The 19,097-nt window shown below is 64.7% G+C and carries 22 protein-coding genes and 1 pseudogene; 19 read left to right on the plus strand and 4 right to left on the minus strand.

Features of this window, described 5'->3' with window-relative positions:
* Positions 1-95 precede the first annotated feature (95 nt).
* Together rimM and trmD are read left to right on the plus strand one after the other, a co-directional pair.
* Positions 96-692, plus strand: a complete 597-nt coding sequence (rimM, locus tag A9K71_RS06140) for a ribosome maturation factor RimM (RefSeq protein ID WP_066991935.1) — start codon at positions 96-98, stop codon at positions 690-692.
* Positions 689-1,390 (plus strand): tRNA (guanosine(37)-N1)-methyltransferase TrmD, encoded by a 702-nt coding sequence (gene trmD / locus A9K71_RS06145; protein WP_066991828.1) that lies wholly within the window; start codon positions 689-691, stop codon positions 1,388-1,390. Before rimM ends, trmD begins: the two co-directional genes overlap by 4 nt.
* Here trmD and A9K71_RS06150 read toward each other — a convergent pair.
* Positions 1,372-2,124 (minus strand): sulfite exporter TauE/SafE family protein, encoded by a 753-nt coding sequence (locus tag A9K71_RS06150; RefSeq protein ID WP_066991831.1) that lies wholly within the window; start codon positions 2,122-2,124, stop codon positions 1,372-1,374. The two genes, trmD and A9K71_RS06150, sit on opposite strands and share 19 nt — an antisense overlap.
* Positions 2,125-2,446: 322 nt before the next feature.
* Here A9K71_RS06150 and rplS point away from each other — a divergent pair, with 322 nt between their 5' ends.
* The 5 genes from rplS (at position 2,447) to leuC (ending at position 7,569) form a co-directional block, all read left to right on the plus strand.
* Entirely contained in the window at positions 2,447-2,965 is a 519-nt protein-coding gene (rplS, locus tag A9K71_RS06155) for a 50S ribosomal protein L19 (protein ID WP_040974610.1), read from the plus strand.
* Between the two features lie 344 nt (positions 2,966-3,309).
* The gene (locus A9K71_RS06160) at positions 3,310-4,107 is read left to right on the plus strand and encodes a transporter substrate-binding domain-containing protein (RefSeq protein ID WP_066991938.1); all 798 of its coding nucleotides are present in this window, start codon (positions 3,310-3,312) and stop codon (positions 4,105-4,107) included.
* Between the two features lie 266 nt (positions 4,108-4,373).
* A complete protein-coding gene (locus A9K71_RS06165) occupies positions 4,374-5,186 on the plus strand; it encodes an amino acid ABC transporter permease (RefSeq protein ID WP_066991834.1) in 813 nt (270 codons plus the stop codon).
* A 57-nt stretch (positions 5,187-5,243) separates the two neighbouring features.
* Entirely contained in the window at positions 5,244-5,879 is a 636-nt protein-coding gene (locus tag A9K71_RS06170; protein ID WP_066991837.1) for a class I SAM-dependent methyltransferase, read from the plus strand.
* 280 nt (positions 5,880-6,159) lie between these two features.
* A complete protein-coding gene (gene leuC / locus A9K71_RS06175; RefSeq protein ID WP_066991840.1) occupies positions 6,160-7,569 on the plus strand; it encodes a 3-isopropylmalate dehydratase large subunit in 1,410 nt (469 codons plus the stop codon).
* Between the two features lie 60 nt (positions 7,570-7,629).
* Here leuC and A9K71_RS06180 read toward each other — a convergent pair whose 3' ends face one another.
* A complete protein-coding gene (locus tag A9K71_RS06180) occupies positions 7,630-7,944 on the minus strand; it encodes a hypothetical protein (RefSeq protein WP_066991843.1) in 315 nt (104 codons plus the stop codon).
* A 126-nt stretch (positions 7,945-8,070) separates the two neighbouring features.
* Here A9K71_RS06180 and A9K71_RS06185 point away from each other — a divergent pair, with 126 nt between their 5' ends.
* Both A9K71_RS06185 and A9K71_RS06190 read left to right on the plus strand, forming a co-directional pair.
* Positions 8,071-9,264 carry a GGDEF domain-containing protein gene (locus tag A9K71_RS06185; RefSeq protein WP_066991846.1) on the plus strand — a complete coding sequence of 398 codons (1,194 nt, stop codon included), beginning with the start codon at positions 8,071-8,073 and terminating at the stop codon, positions 9,262-9,264.
* A 113-nt stretch (positions 9,265-9,377) separates the two neighbouring features.
* Positions 9,378-10,579, plus strand: a pseudogene (locus tag A9K71_RS06190) (GGDEF domain-containing protein).
* Here the strand turns inward: A9K71_RS06190 and A9K71_RS06195 are convergent.
* Positions 10,563-10,916: a hypothetical protein gene (locus tag A9K71_RS06195; RefSeq protein ID WP_066991849.1), complete on the minus strand. Its 354-nt coding sequence runs from the start codon at positions 10,914-10,916 to the stop codon at positions 10,563-10,565. The pseudogene A9K71_RS06190 and the gene A9K71_RS06195 sit on opposite strands and share 17 nt — an antisense overlap.
* Positions 10,917-11,442: 526 nt before the next feature.
* Here A9K71_RS06195 and A9K71_RS32995 point away from each other — a divergent pair.
* The 7 genes from A9K71_RS32995 (at position 11,443) to A9K71_RS06230 (ending at position 16,648) form a co-directional block, all read left to right on the plus strand.
* A complete protein-coding gene (locus A9K71_RS32995) occupies positions 11,443-11,637 on the plus strand; it encodes a hypothetical protein (protein ID WP_336619659.1) in 195 nt (64 codons plus the stop codon).
* Positions 11,638-11,859: 222 nt separating this feature from the next.
* On the plus strand, positions 11,860-12,282 hold the full coding sequence (gene sdhC, locus A9K71_RS06205) for a succinate dehydrogenase, cytochrome b556 subunit (protein ID WP_066991855.1): 423 nt from the start codon (positions 11,860-11,862) through the stop codon (positions 12,280-12,282).
* On the plus strand, positions 12,282-12,677 hold the full coding sequence (sdhD, locus tag A9K71_RS06210; protein ID WP_066991857.1) for a succinate dehydrogenase, hydrophobic membrane anchor protein: 396 nt from the start codon (positions 12,282-12,284) through the stop codon (positions 12,675-12,677). The genes sdhC and sdhD overlap by 1 nt, the downstream gene beginning before the upstream one ends.
* 4 nt (positions 12,678-12,681) lie before the next feature.
* Positions 12,682-14,517, plus strand: coding sequence for a succinate dehydrogenase flavoprotein subunit (gene sdhA, locus A9K71_RS06215; protein ID WP_066991860.1), 1,836 nt, complete (start codon positions 12,682-12,684; stop codon positions 14,515-14,517).
* 1 nt (position 14,518) lies between these two features.
* Positions 14,519-14,953 carry a DUF3052 domain-containing protein gene (locus A9K71_RS06220; protein ID WP_066991863.1) on the plus strand — a complete coding sequence of 145 codons (435 nt, stop codon included), beginning with the start codon at positions 14,519-14,521 and terminating at the stop codon, positions 14,951-14,953.
* On the plus strand, positions 14,953-15,732 hold the full coding sequence (locus A9K71_RS06225) for a succinate dehydrogenase iron-sulfur subunit (protein ID WP_066991866.1): 780 nt from the start codon (positions 14,953-14,955) through the stop codon (positions 15,730-15,732). Before A9K71_RS06220 ends, A9K71_RS06225 begins: the two co-directional genes overlap by 1 nt.
* A gap of 295 nt (positions 15,733-16,027) precedes the next feature.
* Complete coding sequence (locus A9K71_RS06230) at positions 16,028-16,648, plus strand: DUF480 domain-containing protein (protein WP_066991869.1); 621 nt, start codon at positions 16,028-16,030, stop codon at positions 16,646-16,648.
* Positions 16,649-16,858: 210 nt separating this feature from the next.
* Here A9K71_RS06230 and A9K71_RS06235 read toward each other — a convergent pair whose 3' ends face one another.
* Complete coding sequence (locus A9K71_RS06235) at positions 16,859-17,284, minus strand: OsmC family protein (protein WP_066991942.1); 426 nt, start codon at positions 17,282-17,284, stop codon at positions 16,859-16,861.
* Positions 17,285-17,499: 215 nt separating this feature from the next.
* Between A9K71_RS06235 and A9K71_RS06240 the strand changes: the two genes are divergently transcribed.
* The 3 genes from A9K71_RS06240 (at position 17,500) to A9K71_RS06250 (ending at position 18,706) form a co-directional block, all read left to right on the plus strand.
* Entirely contained in the window at positions 17,500-17,718 is a 219-nt protein-coding gene (locus A9K71_RS06240; protein WP_066991872.1) for a hypothetical protein, read from the plus strand.
* A gap of 2 nt (positions 17,719-17,720) precedes the next feature.
* Complete coding sequence (locus A9K71_RS06245; RefSeq protein WP_066991875.1) at positions 17,721-18,077, plus strand: YciI family protein; 357 nt, start codon at positions 17,721-17,723, stop codon at positions 18,075-18,077.
* Positions 18,078-18,175: 98 nt separating this feature from the next.
* Complete coding sequence (locus A9K71_RS06250) at positions 18,176-18,706, plus strand: hypothetical protein (protein ID WP_066991877.1); 531 nt, start codon at positions 18,176-18,178, stop codon at positions 18,704-18,706.
* The last annotated feature ends 391 nt before the right edge of the window (positions 18,707-19,097 follow it).

A 19,097-nucleotide genomic window follows, 5' to 3' on the forward strand; every position in this document is an offset into this window, starting at 1 on the left:
AGCATTTTCGGGCAGTCAGGTTAGGAAGCGGTGAAGAGCCGATCATTGAAATGGCGGCTTCAGAGGGTTAGAGCAGGGCAAAGGAAGTGATGCCGATGTCGAAGCTCGAGAACCCTGTACAGATGGCCGTGATCGGCGCCGCGCACGGCATCAAGGGCGAGTTGCGGGTGAAAACCTTCACCGGCGATCCGCTGGCGCTCGCCGACTACGGGCCGCTGCATGCCAAGGATGGCCGAGCCTTCCAGATCCTCGACATCCGGCCGGCCGGCACGGTCGTGGTGGTGCGCTTCAAGGGCGTCAGCGACCGCAACACGGCCGAGGCGCTTGCCGGCACGGAGCTGTTCGTCGACCGTTCGGTGCTGCCGGACGACGGCGAGGAGGACGAGTTCTACCATGCCGACCTCATCGGCCTTGAGGTGAGGGACGATACCGGCGTCATCGGCAGGGTCGTCGCCGTGCATAATTTCGGCGGCGGCGACATACTCGACGTCACGCTCGCGGGCCGCAAGGGCGTGCTGATCCCGTTCACGCAAGCCGCGGTGCCGCATGTGTCGATCGCCGACGGCTTCGTTCAGGTCGATCCCCTGGCGGCGGGGCTGGTCGAGGACGAGGATAGCGAAGCCGCCGGGCGGCCCGGTTTCGACCCGAAGGGCCGGCCGCGCGGACCGAAGGACGCCGGGGGCAACCGGTGAGCTTTGCCGCCTCGGTGCTGACGCTCTATCCGGAGATGTTTCCGGGTGCGCTTGGGCTTTCGCTCGCCGGCCGGGCGCTGGAAGCCGGCACCTGGTCGCTGGAAGCGATCCAGATCCGCGATTTCGCCACTGACCGGCATCGCACCGTCGACGATACGCCGGCCGGCGGCGGCGCCGGCATGGTGATGCGCGCCGACGTGCTGGCCAGGGCGATCGACCACGTTTCGCCGCAGGGCGATGAACGTCCAAGGCTGCTGATGAGCCCGCGTGGAAAACCGCTGACGCAGGCCCGGGTGCGCGAGCTCGCCGCCGGGCCGGGTGCCGTCATCCTGTGCGGCCGGTTCGAGGGCGTCGACCAGCGGCTGATCGAGGCGCGCGGTCTGGAGGAAGTCTCGATCGGCGATTTCATCCTGTCGGGCGGCGAGCCGGCGGCACTGGTGCTGCTCGATGCGGTGGTGCGGCTGCTGCCGGGGGTGATGGGCAACGCCGTCTCGGGCGAGGAAGAAAGCTTTGAGAACGGCCTGCTCGAGCATCCGCATTACACGCGGCCGCAGGAGTTCGAGGGCAGGCAAATCCCCGAAGTGCTGACCTCCGGCAATCACAAGAAGATCGCCGCGTGGCGTCGTGCCGAGGCGGAGAAGCTGACGCGGGAGCGCCGGCCCGATCTGCTGGCGGGTGCTCAGCCCTTGGTGAGGTAATAAAAGGCCAGAAACAGGCCGACGCCGACGACGAAGCCGCGCACGACGCCTTGCGGCACGCGCCTGGCGATCCACACCCCGGCATAGCCGCCCAGCGCCCCGCCGGGGATCATGACGATCGCCTGCGGCCAGGCGACGACGCCGCCCGAAACGAAAACCAGGATGGCGATCGCCGCGATGACCACCGCCAGCATGTTCTTCAACGCATTGAGCTTGTGGTAGTCGCCGGCCTGCGTCAGGCCGAGGGTGGCAAGCATCATCACGCCCATGCCGGCGCCGAAGAAACCGCCATAGACCGAGGTCAGGAACTGCGCCAGCGACCCCGCGAGCGAGCCGAGCGAGGCTTGGTGCTCCGGTCCGGCCGCCGGCTTCAGCCACGGACCGGCCGCGAACAGGGCGGTCGCGGCGATCAGCAGCCAGGGCACAAGCGCACGGAAGGACGTGTTGGAGAGCGCCAGCAGAATGAGCGAACCGGCCAGCGCGCCGAAGCCGGATATCACGCAGAGCACAAGCGCCTGGCGCCAGAAATGTCTGATGTCGTCGAGATAGGCGAGCGTCGAGGTGATGTAGCCCGGAAACTGTGTCACCGAGGACGTTGCGTTGGCAACGATCGGCGGCAGGCCGACCAGCGTCATGGCACCGAAGGTGACGAAAGTGCCCCCGCCGGCGACGGCGTTCACCGCGCCCGAGACAAAGCCCGCGAAGAAGAGCAGGACGGCATCGAAGAATGTCATCGAGCGAGGCCTGGGAAATAGCTTTCTCCGACTTAGAAAGCTTGCATGGCGCGCGCAACCCGGCACGGCGGCAATATGATGAGGCCATAGTTTTCAAAAATTAGGCGTCAAAGGCGTGACAAAGCGCCGAAATAGCTGTATGTCGCCGCCCGAACCGGAAGAACGATCTTCCGGACCCGTCAACAAATGGCGGTGTAGCCGTCCCTGTCCGATGCCCCCGATTTGAATGTCTGGGCAAAGGACATAGCCGAGCGGTCGTTGGAACTGCAAGGCAAGTCGAGGACGCTCTGGCTGTCGGAAGAACAAGAAGTGGATATTTGAGATGGATCTCATCCGTCAGCTCGAGGCCGAGCAGGCCGCCAAGATCGAAGCCAAGCGCAAGCTGCCCGAATTCCAGCCTGGCGACACTGTGCGCGTCCAGGTGCGCGTCACCGAAGGCAGCCGCACCCGCGTCCAGGCTTATGAGGGCGTCGTCATCGCCCGTTCCGGCTCCGGCTTCCAGGAGAATTTCACCGTCCGCAAGATTTCCTACGGCGAAGGCGTCGAGCGCGTGTTCCCGGTCTACTCGCCGATGGTCGAAGGCGTCGAGATCGTGCGGCGTGGCAAGGTGCGCCGCGCCAAGCTCTATTACCTGCGCGACCGTCGCGGCAAGTCGGCCCGCATTTCGGAAAACACCGGCGTGCGCGCCCGCAAGCTGAACGATGAAGAGCGTGATGCGCTGAACGCCGAACGCGCCCGCATCGAGGCCGAGAAGGTCGCCGCCGCCGAGGCGCTGGCTGCGGAGAAAGCCGCGCAGGACGCCGCCGAGAAGAAGGCTGCGGAGTCTGCGTCGGCCGAATAAGGCGCTTCCGCAGATTGTTTTGGAAAGGCGGCTTCGGCCGCCTTTTTCGTTTGGATGTGCAAGCGGCGCTTGCCTGCAGCATGCCGCCGGAACGCGCCGAGCTGAAAGCCCTGCATGGCACGCCGACCCGGCTGGTCGCCGGGTTGCGCGAAGCGGTCGCGGATTCCGCGGGATGGTCCGTCGCAGGCTGGGTTCGGGAAGCGTGCCGATCAGAGCATGGGAATCCGCTTTGGCGCTTATCGATGCAGCGGATCGGCTTGCAAGGCGCTTGCGGAAAGCTAAAGTCGGCGCCGGTTTTTCTCTTGGGCGAGCGTAGCGCCGCCAGTCACGTTCGGGAGTTCGTCATGATCAAGTCGAAACTGCTGCTGGCCGGCCTATTGGCCTGCCTTCTCGCGCCCGCTGCGGCGCTCGCCGACACGCTGCCCGATCTCGGCGGCAGAAAGGTCGTGGTGGTGACCGAAAACGCTTACCCGCCGCTGCAGTTCATCGACAAGAAGACCGGCAAGCAGATCGGCTGGGAATATGACGCGATGGATGAGATCGCCAAGCGGCTGAATTTCAAGGTCGAGTACCAGAACACCTCCTGGGACGCGATGATCCAGGCCGTTTCCGACAACCAGTACAATATCGGCATGACAGGCATCACCATCAAGGACGAGCGCAAGGCGAAGGTCGACTTCTCGGACCCTTACATGCGATCGGAACAGTTCATGCTGGTGCGCGGCGACGAGAGCCGCTTCACCGACGCCAAGAGCTTTGCCGCCTTCAAGGACGGGCTGATCGGCGCGCAAGCCGGCACGACGCCCTTCTACACCGCCGTCTACAGCGTGCTCGACGGCAATGAGCAGAACCCGCGCATAAAATTGTTCGAGACCTTCGGCGCCAGCGTGCAGGCGCTGAAGTCCGGCGATGTCGACGTGGTGCTGACCGACGGCACCGCCGGCAAGGGCTATGTCGATGCCTCCGAAGGCAAGCTGAAGCAGATCGGCGGGCCGCTCGGCAGCGAGGATTTCGGCTTCATCTTCCCCAAGGGCTCCGACCTGGTGAAGCCGGTCAACGCCGCGATCGCCGCGCTCAAGGCCGATGGCACGCTCGATGCGCTGAACAAGAAGTGGTTCCTCGACTACAAGATGGGGCAGTAGGCTCCTTTGCTGCGAATGATCGGCGACGGCGGCGGGCGGAAAACCGCGAAAGTCTCATTCCTTCCCACCCCCCTCTGTCCTACCGGACATCTCCCCCGCAAAGGGGGAGATTGGCTGTCGCCTTCGCTTTCGCAAATCGCCGACGTTGCAAGAAGAGCGCCGGCGACAAAGCTGCTGATCTTCCTGCCTGCGGGGGAGATGCCCGGCAGCGCAGAGGGGGCTGTGCCGGAACGCGGCCTTCGCAACGATGCTGGCGGCACATCCTGATGTCCGCCACGACGTCCACCGCCAAATCCGAATTCCCTTGGTGGCTGGCCGCAGCGGCCGTTCTGGCGCTCGCCGCGGCGCTGGCCATCGCCGCCAGCGACCTTTACGCCGAGGTCTTCGCCACCGTCGCCAAGGGCATCGGCATCACCGTCTTCGTCACCGTGGTCGGCTTCGCGCTGGCCTCGGCGCTTGGACTCGGCATCGCGCTGATGGCCTTGTCGGGGTCGCAATGGCTGCGCCAGATCGCGCGCTTCTATGTCGAGATCATCCGCGGCGTGCCGATCCTGGTGCTGCTGTTCTGGATCGCTTTTGCCGGGGCGCCGGCATTCGTCGCGGCGTGGAACGCGCTGACGGCGCCGCTGCAGAGCGCCGGCTGGATCGGCGAGCTCCTGGTGCGCGACATCTCGCTTCTGTGGCGCGCCATAATGGCTCTGACCATCGGCTATTCGGCCTTCATCTCGGAAGTGTTCCGGGCCGGCATCCTGTCGGTCGAGAAGGGTCAGATCGAGGCGGCAAAGGCGCTCGGGCTGACGCGCGTGCAGCGCTTCCGGCTGATTGTCTTTCCGCAGGCGATCCGCACCATCCTGCCGCCGCTCGGCAACGATTTCGTCGCCATGGTCAAGGACTCCTCGCTGGTCTCGGTGCTGGGCGTTGCCGACATCACCCAGATCGGCAAGGTCTATGCCGCCGGCTCGTTCCGCTTCTTCGAGACTTATTCGATCGTCGCCTATATCTATCTGATCTTGACGGTCGGCCTGTCGCTGGCGCTGCGGGCGCTCGAGAAACGGCTGCGACGGCAGGATGAGCAATAGCCCCCGGGCCAAGAGCGCGCTACGCTTGCTGGGTTGGTAACGTCCAGGAGCTGACCCATGAATTTCGACAAGCCCAATGCGGCGCTGGACTCCGTCTATTCGGCCGAGACGCCGGAGGCGCTCGCCAAGGCCTATGCCGAATGGGCGGCGACCTATGACGGCGAGACCGCCTCGCTCGGCTATCTGCTGCCCTTCCTTATCACCGCCTGGGTGGCGCGGCATGTGCCGGCGGGCGAAGGCCCGCTGCTCGACGCCGGCTGCGGCACCGGCCTGTCCGGGCCGTCATTGGAAGCGCTGGGCTATGGCGACATCTGCGGTCTCGACCTTTCAGACGACATGCTGAAGATCGCAGGCAGCCGCAATGCCTATGGCGAGCTGAAGAAGGCGATGCTCGGCGGTCCGCTGCCCTGGCCCGACAGTCATTTCCGCGCCTTCTTCTCGACCGGCGTCTTCACCATCGGCCACGCGCCGGCCGAGGGCCTGCACGAACTCGTGCGCATCACGAAGAGCGGCGGCCACGCCATCTTCACAGTGCGCGACCAGGTTTTTGAGAGCGGTGGCTTCCAGGCGGTGTTCGACGATCTCAGGCAGGCAAGGAAATGGCGGCTGGCCGAGGAAAGTCCGTGGTTTCGCTGCTATGCGATCGGCGACCCGGACGCGCTGGTGAAGACTTTCGTATTCGAGGTGCTGTGAGCGCGGCTTCCCCTTCTCCCACAAGGGGAGAAGGCAAAGCTACCGCAATTGCCGAAAAGCCAAAACGTTGATATGAGCAGCGCCATGGAAGAGCTTTTCAGCGATCCGGCCTATAAGGGTTTCGTGCTGCAGGACAGGAAGCGCCTGCCGTCGCGATTTGCCGCGCGCGTCTGCGGCGCGCTCACCAGCCGACTTAGCTGAGGCGACCGATCCGGTCGCTTCGCCGGTCAGAAGCCCCGGCGCCAGCTTTTGCCATTCTCATATCGACGGATTTACGCACATGAGCGCACCGCGCACCCTCTACGACAAGATATTCGACGACCATGTCGTCGACCGCCAGGACGACGGCACCTGCCTGCTCTATATCGACCGCCACCTCGTCCACGAGGTCACCAGCCCGCAGGCCTTCGAAGGCCTGCGCATGAGCGGCCGAGACGTTCGCCATCCTGAGAAGACGCTCGCCGTGGTCGACCACAACGTGCCGACCTCGCCCGAGCGCAAGTTCGGCATCAAGAACGAGGAAAGCCGCATCCAGGTCGAGGCGCTGGCCAAGAATGCCAAGGATTTCGGCATCGAATATTATTCGGAGAACGACGTCCGCCAGGGCATCGTCCACATCATCGGGCCGGAGCAAGGCTTCACGCTGCCCGGCATGACCATTGTCTGCGGCGACAGCCACACCTCCACGCACGGTGCGTTCGGCGCGCTGGCGCACGGCATCGGCACTTCGGAAGTCGAGCATGTGCTGGCGACGCAAACCTTGATCCAGCGCAAGGCCAAGAACATGCTGGTGCGCGTTGACGGCCAGCTTCCGGAAGGCGTTACCGCCAAGGACATCATCCTCGCCATCATCGGCGAGATCGGCACCGCCGGCGGCACCGGCTACGTCATCGAATATGCCGGCGAGGCGATCCGCTCGCTGTCGATGGAAGGCCGCATGACGATCTGCAACATGTCGATCGAAGGCGGTGCGCGCGCCGGCTTGATCGCGCCGGACGAGACCACCTTCGCCTATGTGAAGGACAAGCCGCGCGCGCCGAAGGGCGCCGCCTGGGACGCCGCGCTTGCCTACTGGAAGACGCTGCATTCCGACGAAGGTGCGCATTTCGACAAGGTGGTCGTGCTCGATGCGCAAAAACTGCCGCCGATCGTCTCCTGGGGCTCCTCGCCCGAGGATGTCGTCTCGGTGCAGGGTTTCGTGCCGAATCCGGCCGACATCGCCGACGAGAACAAGCGTTCCTCGAAGCTGCGCGCGCTCGACTATATGGGGCTGACGCCCGGAACCAAGATCACCGACATCACGCTCGACCGCGTCTTCATCGGGTCCTGCACCAATGGCCGCATCGAGGACCTGCGCGCCGCCGCCAAGGTTGTCGAGGGCAAGAAGGTCAATCCGCGCGTGAACGCCATGATCGTGCCGGGCTCCGGCCTGGTGAAGGAGCAAGCCGAAGCCGAAGGGCTCGACAAGATCTTCGTCGCCGCGGGTTTCGACTGGCGCGAGCCCGGCTGCTCGATGTGCCTGGCGATGAACGACGACCGGCTGAAGCCGCATGAGCGCTGCGCCTCGACTTCGAACCGCAATTTCGAGGGCCGGCAGGGTTTTAAGGGCCGCACCCATCTTGTCTCCCCGGCCATGGCGGCGGCGGCGGCAATCGCCGGCCATTTCGTCGATATCCGCGACTGGAAGTAACGGCCTGCCGCGGAGGCGATCAAAGGCCCGGAGCGCACCGCGTTCCGGGCCTTTTGTCGCTCAGCGGTCGCCGAGCCGGATAATCTCGTGGAACTCCTCACGTCGGCCAGGCTCGTCGGCAGCGACGATCAGCGCCAGTTGCTGCTCGTCGAAAATCTTGAACCACTCGTCCCATTCGACCAGCTCGTAGCCGCCGGCGTTGGGAGGCCGCTCCGGGCGGTCGTCGTCCTCATAGGCGTTCTGGCCAAAAACCAGGCGCAGCATGGGTTGCGTGCCGGCCTCGGGCGAAATGTCGACAATGGCCGGAAATCCGGCGCGCGCCGCCGCCCAGGAACGGATCGCATCGTGCTCGGTCAGGGTGATTGTACCGGCCATCGGCGTTCTCCTGTTTTGTGTTGAGAACGCCGGTCTCCCGGAGCTGTTCCGTGCCGTCGCTTAACCGCTTGTTTGTGCTTCCCGACTAGCATCTCCCCTTGGGTAACTTGGGGAAGTCACGGTCCGTTGGACACCGGTCTGCTCATAGCGCTGCTCAATCCGACGATAGCGCTGGCGCTCGGCGCTGCGTTCCTCGTGCTGTGGTTCCATCAGCGCCATCGTCCGTATCTGGCGGTGCTGGCGGCGAGCTACTGCCTGTCGGCGTCGGGTTTCCTGCTGCAATATTTCACGTTGCCGCTCGGCATCGTGGCGACCAAGCTGATCTCCAACATATGTTTCACGATAGCCGCCTGCTGCCTTTCCGGCGCGATCATCGCGCGCTACGGCCGGCGCGTGCCCTATTTCGGCATCGGTGTCATGGCCGGCGGCGGGCTCGCAGCCTTCGCATGGTTCATGTTCGTCCAGCCGGATCTTACCTGGCGCGTGCTCAGCATGAATTTCGGCTTCGGCGGCCTGAGCCTGCTCGTCGCCGTCGAGCTCAGGACAGTGCGCAACAATGGCCCTGAGAAAATCCTATTCGCGCTGGCCCTGCTTTCCGCGCTGAACTTCACCGCCCGTACCCTGATCGTCGTCATCGCGCATGGACCGTTCCCAAGCTATGACGGCTTCTACGGCTCGTCCTACTGGACGACGGCGCTGCTCTCGCACGCGCTTTTGTCGCTTCTGATCGCGCTCTGCCTGTTCACGGCGGCCGCCCTCGACGTGCTGAAGGCACTGAAGGCCGAGACGCACACCGACCCGTTGTCCGGCCTTCTCAACCGCCGCGGCTTCCAGGAACGGGCAGCACTTCTGCTCGATCAATGCGCCAAGGCCGGGTTTCCCGTCGCGCTGGTGCTTGCCGACCTCGATCACTTCAAGGCGCTCAATGACCAGCACGGACATGAGGCGGGCGACCGAGTGATTGCCGATTTCGCTGCCAAGCTGCGCTTTGCCACCGGTGCGCGCGGCGCAGCGGGGCGCATCGGCGGCGAGGAGTTCGCCGTGCTTCTGCCGCTCAGTGATCTCGCCGCGGCGCGCCTTTTCGCCGAAGCGATCCGCACTTTCTATTCGGCCGGGGCCGTCGACGGCCTGCCGCCCGGCACCAGGGTGACAGCGAGCTTCGGCGTTGCGGCCCGCAGCGGCGCGGAAGGTCTGGCGCCGCTGATGCGGCGCGCCGACGAGGCGCTCTACAAGGCCAAGAGGAATGGCCGTGACAGCGTCCGCCTTTCCTACGAGCGCCCCGAAACCGCCTTCGTGCCCGAAGCGGTGAGCGTCGGCTGAAATCGGAGACTCCAGAGCACCTGACAACAGCCAGCATCCCCGCCCGAAGGCATGCGGCGTTAACGTGTTTTTCGCCCGTCGATGGTTTCTGCCCGGGGGGCTTCGAAGGGAACATGGGCAGCGCTGATTTCATCGTGATGATCAATCTCGTCGTCGCCGGGCTGTTGGCCGCGGCCTTCGTGGCGATCGCCGTCCACGACGTCGGGCGTGTGTCGGCGCGCTGGCTGGCTTTCGGCTATTTGCTCGGCATGGCCTATTTCGCCATCGAGTTCAGTATCCCCGCTTTTGCCGATGCCCGGCTGCCGGTTGTCATGGCCTTCGCTGTCTTCCTCGGCGCGACCATCGCCTTCAACGGCGGGGTTGCCCACAAATATGGCGTGACGCCGCCCTGGGCGCCGATGCTGGTCTTCCTGGCCGTGGCCTCGGCCGCCGTCTATCTGGTGCAGGACCTGCCGCGATACTCGCTCACCCGCATGTTGGCCTATCAGCTTCCTTATGCGGCCATGCAGTGCACCGCGCTTGGCATCGTGCTGTCCTCCAGGCAGCGGCTCGAGCGGCTCGATCACCTCCTGATGCTCGTGCTCGCGGCAAGCGCCCTGCAGTTCGCATCAAAGCCTTTCATCGCCGGCGCGTTGGGCGGCTGGGGCGCCAATCCGCAATCCTATGTGCAGACGGGTTATGCGCTGGTGTCGCAGTCGCTTGGCACCGTGTTCGGTCTGGCGCTGGCGCTGCTCGCGCTCGCCATCCTGGTGCGCGACGTGCTGGCCGAGGCGATGTCGAAATCGGAGACGGACACGCTGTCGCGGCTCCTCAACCGCGGCGGTTTCGAACGCCATGCCGAGCTGGCGTTGCGGGATGCGGTGCGCCGGGGCGTACCGGTGGCGCTGGTCATCGCCGACCTCGACCACTTCAGAGGATCAACGACAGCTACGGCCATGCCTGCGGCGATCGTGTCATCGAGACGTTCGCAGGCTTCCTGCGCGAGGCGGCGGCCGAGCATCACGTCGCCGGCCGCATCGGCGGCGAGGAATTCGCCATCATCCTGCCCGGTACCAACCTCGCTGCCGCGCGATTGTTCGCGGAAGGCGCGCGCAGCGCGTTTGGCGGGCTGCCGATCGAGGGCCTGCCCGCCGAGCATCGCTGCAGCGCGAGCTTCGGCGTCGCCGAGCTTGCCGTGGCTGCGGATTTTTCAGATCTGCTGCGGCGCGCCGACGAAGCGCTTTACGCAGCCAAGAATGCCGGCCGCGACTGCGTTCGCGTCTCGCTCGGGACCGCGCGCCGGCAGTTCCCGGCGGCGGTCAGCGGCAGGGGCTGAGGTTGGGCATCTCGCCGTCGGAGAGGCCGTACATATAGGAACGGCCCTTGATGAAGACCGGAGGCTGGTAGCAGCCCGGGGCGCCGGCAGCGTCGGAATCGTAGATGACATCTGGCTGGCCGGCGCCGGTGAAGTTCGAGAGCTGCTTGGCGTGCCGGCCCTCGCCGACGATGATGCGCTTGTAGCCGGCGGCGCTGTCGATGACGAGATTGCCGAAGGAATCGGCATAGACGCGGTCGTGATGGCGCAGGCCGGCTTCGGCCGGCACAGCAATGGCGGTGGCAAGTGCAGCCAGCGTCGCGGCCGCCAGGCCTGCCCGCACTGAATTCGAACGCATGTCGCTCTCCCTTGGACGGTGCGACCCTCGGGATCGCCCTGCAAACGTCGTGCGAATCGGAAATTAACCTTTTCTTAACCTTTGTTAAGGGGCAGACAGGCTTCAGGAGGGGAACTTAATGAACATGGTTAATTTCGGCGCCTTGGCTCCACTCCGTCCATCGCCCCGCCCCGGCCCGGTCTGACCCAGGCGAGCTTGATCTGGGCGCATTGCGTGGCTAGCGTGCCGCGCACGAAAGGGGCAGCACATGACGTTTGGCCGTGCGATTTGGGTGTCGCTCGTTGTTCCGCTGCTTCTTGCGGCTACGGCCTGCGTGCCGCAGGACGGCGTGCCGAAGGCGGCGAATACTTTATTGCCAACAGTCTCGCCCGTTCCAACCAGCCAACCCGTCGCTCCCGGGGCCGGAGCTGCCGCAGCGCCCAAGGCATCGGCAACAGCTTCGCCACCCGCAACCAAAAACACCACCGACTTGACCACGCCGCGAGCCGGCGTCGGAACGGCCATCTACAGGTGCGGCGACGGCGGCATGATCACCATCCAAAATCTCGGCTCTTCGCTGCGTGTGCTCGGGCCGGATGGCTCGGCCGAGGTGTTTCCAGCGTCACCCGCCAACCAGACCAGCCGCTACCAGGAAGCGGCGACGCATGACGCAATCGTGATCGACGGTCGCGAGGCGCTGGTGATGAAGAAGGGGTCGACGCCGCAGAGCTGCAAAAGATAACGGATCTTATTGCACTGCAGCGACGTTGCGCCGGCTGCAGATCGGCCGCTAATCGATTGAAGCTGAATTTCCCCGTTTTGTCAGACTAAATGACGTTTTCAAAACGATTTTCCGGCTTTGACGCGGTGCAAAAAGCGCATTAGAAACCCGCTATCCGAGGCCCTATGTTGTGCGGCAAAAGCCGCATCCTTCGCGGCTCAGGAACGCCGATCTGGGGGAGCCATGAGCAAATCACCAGCCACCCGCGCAATTGCCAGACGTGAACGGCCGCTTTCGCCGCACCTGACGATCTACAGGCCCCCGATCACGATGACGATGTCGATCATCCATCGCATCACCGGCGGCGCGCTCTATTTCGGCACGCTCCTAGTGGCGGCCTGGCTGATCGCTGCGTCGAGTTCGCAGGTTGCGTTCGACTGGATCAACTGGGCCTTCGGCTCGTGGCTCGGCCGGCTGATCCTGTTCGGCTACACCTGGGCGCTGATGCACCACATGCTGGGCGGGTTGCGCCATCTCGTCTGGGACACCGGCGCCGGGCTCGAAAAACACACCGCCTCGAGGATCGCATGGGCAACGCTCGCCGGCTCGATCGTGCTGACGCTTTTGATCTGGATCGCGGGCTACATGGCGCGGGGGGCACTCTGATGACCGCAAAGAATTCGGACATGCGCACGCCGCTCGGGAAGGTTCGCGGCCTTGGTTCGGCGCGTGAGGGTACCGGCCATTTCTGGCGCCAGCGGTTGACGGCGGTGGCCAATATCCCGCTCATCCTGTTCTTCGTCGGCTTCCTGATCGCCCTCAACGGCCACGGCTATGCGGAAGTGCGGGCGTCGCTCGCGAACCCCTTCGTGGCGCTGGTGCTGTCGTTGGTGCTGATTTCCGCGCTCTACCACATGCGGATCGGCATGCAGGTCATCATCGAGGACTATGTGCATGGCGAGGGCATGAAGCTGGCGCTGATCGCCCTCAACACATTCTTCTCAATTGCAGTCGGCGTCGCCTCGCTCTTCGCTCTGCTCAAACTCGCATTCGGAGGCTGACGTCTTGGCCAGCGCAAACACAGCCAGCACGGCTTCGGCCTACACCTTTGTCGATCACAAATTCGATGTGGTGATCGTCGGCGCCGGCGGCGCCGGGTTGCGCGCCACGCTCGGCATGGCCGAGCAGGGGCTGCGCACCGCCTGCATCACCAAAGTATTCCCGACGCGCTCGCACACGGTCGCGGCGCAAGGCGGCATCGCCGCCTCGCTCTCCAACATGGGCCCGGATTCCTGGCAGTGGCACATGTACGACACGGTCAAGGGCTCGGACTGGCTGGGCGACGTCGACGCCATGGAATACATGGTGCGCGAGGCGCCGGCCGCCGTCTACGAGCTCGAGCATTACGGCGTGCCATTCTCGCGTACCGAAGAGGGCAAGATCTATCAGCGTCCGTTCGGCGGCCACATGATGAATTATGGCGACGGCCCGCCGGTGCAGCGCACCTGCGCCGCCGCCGACCGCACCGGCCACGCCATCCTGCATACGCTCTACGGCCAGTCGCTGAAGAACAACGCGCAGTTCTTCATCGAGTATTTCGCGCTCGACCTGATCATGGAGCCGGACGGCACATGCACCGGCGTGGTGGCGTGGAATCTCGACGACGGCACCATCCACCGCTTCTCGGCAAAGATGGTGGTGCTGGCCACCGGCGGCTATGGCCGCGCCTATTTCTCCGCCACCTCGGCGCATACCTGCACCGGCGACGGCGGCGGCATGGCCGCGCGGGCCGGGCTGCCACTGCAGGACATGGAGTTCGTGCAGTTCCATCCGACCGGCATCTATGGCGCCGGCTGCCTGATCACCGAAGGCGCGCGCGGCGAGGGCGGTTATCTCGTCAATTCCGAGGGTGAGCGCTTCATGGAGCGCTACGCGCCGTCGGCCAAGGACCTCGCCTCGCGCGACGTGGTCTCGCGCTGCATGACGCTGGAGATCCGCGAGGGCCGCGGCGTCGGCAAGAACAAGGACCACATCTTCCTGCATCTCGACCATCTCGATCCGGCGGTGCTGCACGAGCGGCTGCCGGGCATCTCCGAATCGGCCAAGATCTTCGCCGGCGTCGACCTGACCAAGGAGCCGATCCCGGTGCTGCCGACGGTCCACTACAATATGGGCGGCGTGCCGACCAATTATTGGGGCGAGGCGCTCAACCCGAGCTTCGACAACCCCGACCGCGTGTCGCCCGGCCTGATGGCGGTGGGCGAGGCCGGCTGCGCCTCCGTGCATGGCGCCAACCGGCTCGGCTCCAACTCGCTGATCGATCTCGTCGTGTTCGGCCGCGCGGCCGCAATCCGCGCCGGCCAGGTGATCGATCGCAAGTCGGCGATTGCGTCGCCCAATCAGGAATCGGTCGACAAGATCATGGACCGCTTCGACAAGCTGCGCCACGCTAGCGGCTCGACCCCGACCGCGGCGCTGCGCGAAAAGATGCAGCGGGCGATGCAGGAAGACGCGGCGGTGTTCCGCACGCAGGAATCGCTGGAAAATGGCTGCCAGCGCGTTTCTCAAATCTGGAGCGAGCTCAAGGACGTCAAGGTCTTCGACCGCTCGATGATCTGGAACTCGGACCTGGTCGAGACGCTGGAGCTCGAAAACCTGATGGTCAATGCCATCGCCACGGTCTACGGCGCCGAGGCGCGCAAGGAGAGCCGCGGCGCGCACGCGCGAGAGGATTTCTCGGCGCGCGACGACGCCAACTGGCGCAAGCACACGCTGGCCCACGTCGGCGAGGCCGGCAAGGTGACGCTTTCCTACCGCCCGGTGCACACCGACCCGCTGCTGGCGGAAAAGGATGGCGGCATCAGCCTGGCCAAGATCGCGCCAAAGGCCAGGGTCTACTGACATGGCATTGGCGGCCGCGGGATATTCCGGCACGCCCCTTCCGGCCAAGCTCGGCCTGAAGGACGGCATGGTCGCCGCCTTCATCGCGCTGCCGCCGGAGCTCGACGAGTTGGCTGGGGCCGTCGCGTTTGCCGGGGTCGATCGGCTGCCCAACTGGTCGGCGATCTCGGGCAACCGAAAATACGATGCGGTGCACGCGTTCACCCGGCAGCGCGCCGAGATCGAGGACGGCCTGGCCGGCATCGAGATGGCGATCAAGCGCGACGGCATGGTCTGGGTCTCCTGGCTGAAGAAGGCTCCGAACGTGCCGACCGACGTCACCGAGGACGTCATCCGCGCCGAGGCGCTCAAGCGCGACCTTGTCGACGTCAAGGTCGCGGCCCTCAACGAAATCTGGTCCGGGCTGAAGCTCGTCATCCGAAAGGACCGCAGGTAATGGTCGAACTCACGCTTCCCAAGAATTCGAAAGTCCAGCAGGGCAAGACCTGGCCGAAGCCGGAGGGCGCCACCAATCTGCGCGAATACCGCATCTACCGCTGGTCGCCGGACGACGACGAGAATCCGCGCATGGACACTTATTTCGTCGACATGGACGATTGCGGCCCGATGGTGCTCGACGCGCTGCTGTGGATCAAGAACAAGATCGACCCGACGCTGACGCTGCGCCGCTCCTGCCGCGAAGGCATTTGCGGGTCCTGCGCCATGAACATCGACGGCTCGAACACGCTCGCCTGCACCAAGGGCGCCGAAGACATTTCCGGCGCGGTGAAGATCTATCCGCTGCCGCATATGCCGGTGATCAAGGACCTCGTGCCCGACCTTACCAACTTCTATGCCCAGCATGCCTCGATCGAGCCCTGGCTGAAGACGGTCTCGCCGACGCCCGCCAAGGAATGGCTGCAAAGCCATGAAGACCGCGAGAAGCTCGATGGGCTCTATGAGTGCATCCTGTGCGCCTGCTGCTCGACCTCGTGCCCGAGCTACTGGTGGAACGGCGAGCGCTATCTCGGCCCGGCAACGCTGCTGCAGGCCTATCGCTGGCTGATCGATTCCCGTGATGAGGCGACCGGCGAGCGGCTCGACAATCTCGAGGATCCGTTCCGCCTCTATCGCTGTCACACCATCATGAACTGCGCGCAAACCTGTCCGAAGGGGCTCAATCCGGCGAAGGCGATCGCGGAGATCAAGAAGATGATGGTTGAGCGGCGCGTCTAGAGTTTAGCGGCTCAAGTTCGTACGCAGCGATTCTTCGCGCCCCCCTCTGGCCTGCCGGCCATCTCCCCCACGGGTGGGGAGATTGGCTGTCATCGCGGCTTTCGCCAATCGCCAACGTTGAAGGATGAGCGCCGTCGGCGAAGCTGCTGATCTCCCCCCAAGTGGGGGAGATGTCCGGCAGGACAGAGGGGGGCGCTGTCCCGCCGACGTTCCGAAGGTTCTGCCTTGTCGCGGCGATCCGATTTCTGTCAAAATCGGTACCCGGAGAACCGACTTTATCGAAAAGCCAAACCCAATGACCGATCTTCCCACCCTCTCCCCTGTCGAAGCCCGCGTGCTCGGCTCACTGATCGAGAAGAAGGAGCTGACGCCGGATGTCTATCCGCTGACGCTCAACGGTGCGCATGCCGCCGCCAACCAGAAGACGGCGCGCGAGCCGGTGATGGCGCTGGAACTGACCGACGTTAGGCGCGCGCTCAGCTCGCTCGAACAGAAGGGTCTGGTGCGCCAGGCTTTTGCTTCGCGGGTCGAGCGCTACGAACATCTGATGGCGCAGCGCTTTTCGCTGACCACGCCGCAGATCGCGATCGTCGGTCTGCTGTTCCTGCGCGGCGCGCAGACGGCGCATGAGCTGCTCGCCCGTTCTGAGCGCATGGCGCGCTTCGGGTCGATCGAAGAGCTTCGCGACAATCTCGACCTGATGATCGGCCGCCGTCCGCCGCTGGTGCAACTGCTCGAGCGCGCACCGGGCCAGCGCGAGGAGCGCTACGTGCATCTTTTGAGCGGGCCGGTGGAAATCACGGCGGCGGCGCCTTGGCAATCGGCGGCGTCGGAGTCCGATCTCGAAGCGCGGGTGCGGGCTCTGGAGGAAGAGGTTGCTTCGTTGCGGGCGAAGATCGAGGCGCTGGGCGGCTAGCGTGAGATGATGGCGGGACAGCGCCCCCCTCTGTCCTGCCGGACATCTCCCCCACAAAGGGGGGAGATTGGCAGTTCCAGCGCCTCGCTCGTTCCTGCGGCGTCGGTGATTGGCGAAAGCCGGCGCGAATATCCGATCTCCCCCCTCGTGGGGGAGATGCCCGGCAGGGCAGAGAGGGGCGCGACGGATCGCTGCCCCGCGCAGTCTAAGTCAGCCCAGCCTGGCGTCGAGCGAGACCTTGATGGCGCCGAGCGCCTTTGAGACCGGGCACTCGGCCTTGGCCTTCTCGGCCAGTTCCTGGAACTTTGCCGCATCGATGCCCGGGACCTTGCCGACCAGGGTGATGGCGCTGCCGGTTATGCCGGTGCCGGGCACCAGTGTCACAACAGCCTTGGAGTCGAGCGCGGTGGCCGGGGTGCCGTTATCGGCGAGGAAATGCGACAGCTGCATGGCGTAGCATCCGGCATGGGCGGCGGCGATCAGCTCTTCCGGATTGGTGCCGGATTTGCCGCTCTCATCCTCGAAGCGCGCCTTGAAGGAATAGGGTATGCCCTTCAGAGTCCCGCTCTGCGTCTCCAGCGTGCCTTTGCCCTCTTTAAGATTGCCTTTCCAGACGGCGTTTGCGGTGCGGTCCATGAAGTCCTCCTGGCTTGTCGGGGTTCGCGCCGGCGGGCGCCGGCGTTCCGCTGAACTATAGCGCGAGCGCGCCGGAAGACCATGGCGCGATTGTGCCCGCGAAGTCGACGCGCGCAAAAAAATTCTCGAAAAAAACGCGTGCAAAAATGTCGACTTCCCGGCGGCCGGACCGTCCTGGGGGCGGCCACGAAGTTCGGGGCCGAAGGAGGTTGAAGATGGACAATCTGTTTTTCGCACTTTGGAGGCGCCCCGGCCGAAGGGTGCAGCGACCGGAAGAGTTCTGGCTGGATCCCCCGGCCTTCGGCCTCGGCCGGCTGGCGGCGGCCGTGGCCATAATCGGGGTTGCGGCATGCCTGCTCGATCATGCGGCGGCCAGAAGCAAGGCTGACAGCATCGCGGTCGCCTCCTATGGTTCATCGCAGGAAGGGAACTGACAATGAAATATGTCCTGCTGGTCTACGGCGAGGAAAAGGACCTCTTCGCGCTCACGCCGGAACGATCCGCCAAGCTCGACGCCGATTCGCTCGCCTATGACAGGGGACTCGATCGACAAGGCAAGCTGATCATCGCGCAGGCGCTGCAGCCGGTGAAGATGTCGAAGTCGCTCAGGCGTCGCAAGGGCAAGCGGCTGGTTACCGACGGGCCGTTCGCCGAGACGAAAGAACAGCTGCTCGGCTTCGTCATGGTCGAGGCCGCGGATCTTGACGAGGCGATGGCGATCGCAGACGGCATTCCGCTGGCCGAGCTCGGCACCGTCGAGGTCAGGGCTGTCTACGACATACCGGGGTCATGACCCGGAGCTATTAGCGGTTTGTTCATCGCCGCAATTGTCGCGAGTTGAAGCGATGCTGTACTTCTTCTATCGTTGCCGCGGTTTCGGGGGAATTCGGCATGCCTTTTCTGCTCGCTATGCTTGGCCTGCTCGGCGTGGCGGCCATCTGGTGGTACCGGCTGAAGGCGATGAACGAGGCGGCCAGCGAGGTCGCCGACGTTATCGGCCGCGTGCAGGGCAATATCCGCCGCAAGAAGCTGCGCAAACAGGCGGCACTTTCGCCGCTGACGGCGATCGACGATCCGGTCGTGGCCGCCGCGACGCTGATCACCGCGATCGTTTCGGAACATGGCCCGATCCTGCCGCAGCGCGAAGCCGTCATCCGTGAGGTGATCGCGCAGATTGCCGACAACCCTAAGAAAACCGACGAGGCCGTCGTCTACGCCAAATGGGCGGCCGCGCAGGTCGACGACACCACGATCGTCATCGACAAGCTGGCGCCGTTCCTGCGCGAGCGCCTCGAGCCGCACGAACGGGACGATCTGCTCAGCATGCTGAACCGGGTGGCACAGGGCGGGGAGCAACGCCTGCGCATCTCCGACCAGCGGATGGTGAGGCTGCGGCAGAAGCTGGGTTTTGAGGTCAATTAAGCTGAAGCAGTGGCGGCCGGATCGCCTACCTTCGTGATTGGCCGAAACGCTTCTCGCATCGTCATTCTATGGCGGAGCAAGGAGCGAAGCGACGCGGCGCAGACCATAAAATCCATTCCGTTATCTATGAGCGTTGCAGCGGTGCAGGATTCTGCTCGGCGGCATTCTTCGACCAAGGTCACGGCATGGATCCTCGGGTCTTCGCGTCCGCTTCGCTCCCGCTCCCGCCGTGGATGACGACGTCGCGTAGGCACCGGCCAATTGCTAGAGCGGGATGAAGTCATCTCCGGTCGTATCCTGCATTGGCGAAGTAGTTTGAGCACTCGGCGGGTGTCGTCCGGTTGAGGATTTCGCCGATCGCCTGGCAGACGGTCTCGGCCGTCCGTTTGGC

Origin of the sequence: Mesorhizobium sp. WSM3873, from assembly GCF_001672445.1 — a bacterium.
GTDB lineage: Bacteria > Pseudomonadota > Alphaproteobacteria > Rhizobiales > Rhizobiaceae > Mesorhizobium.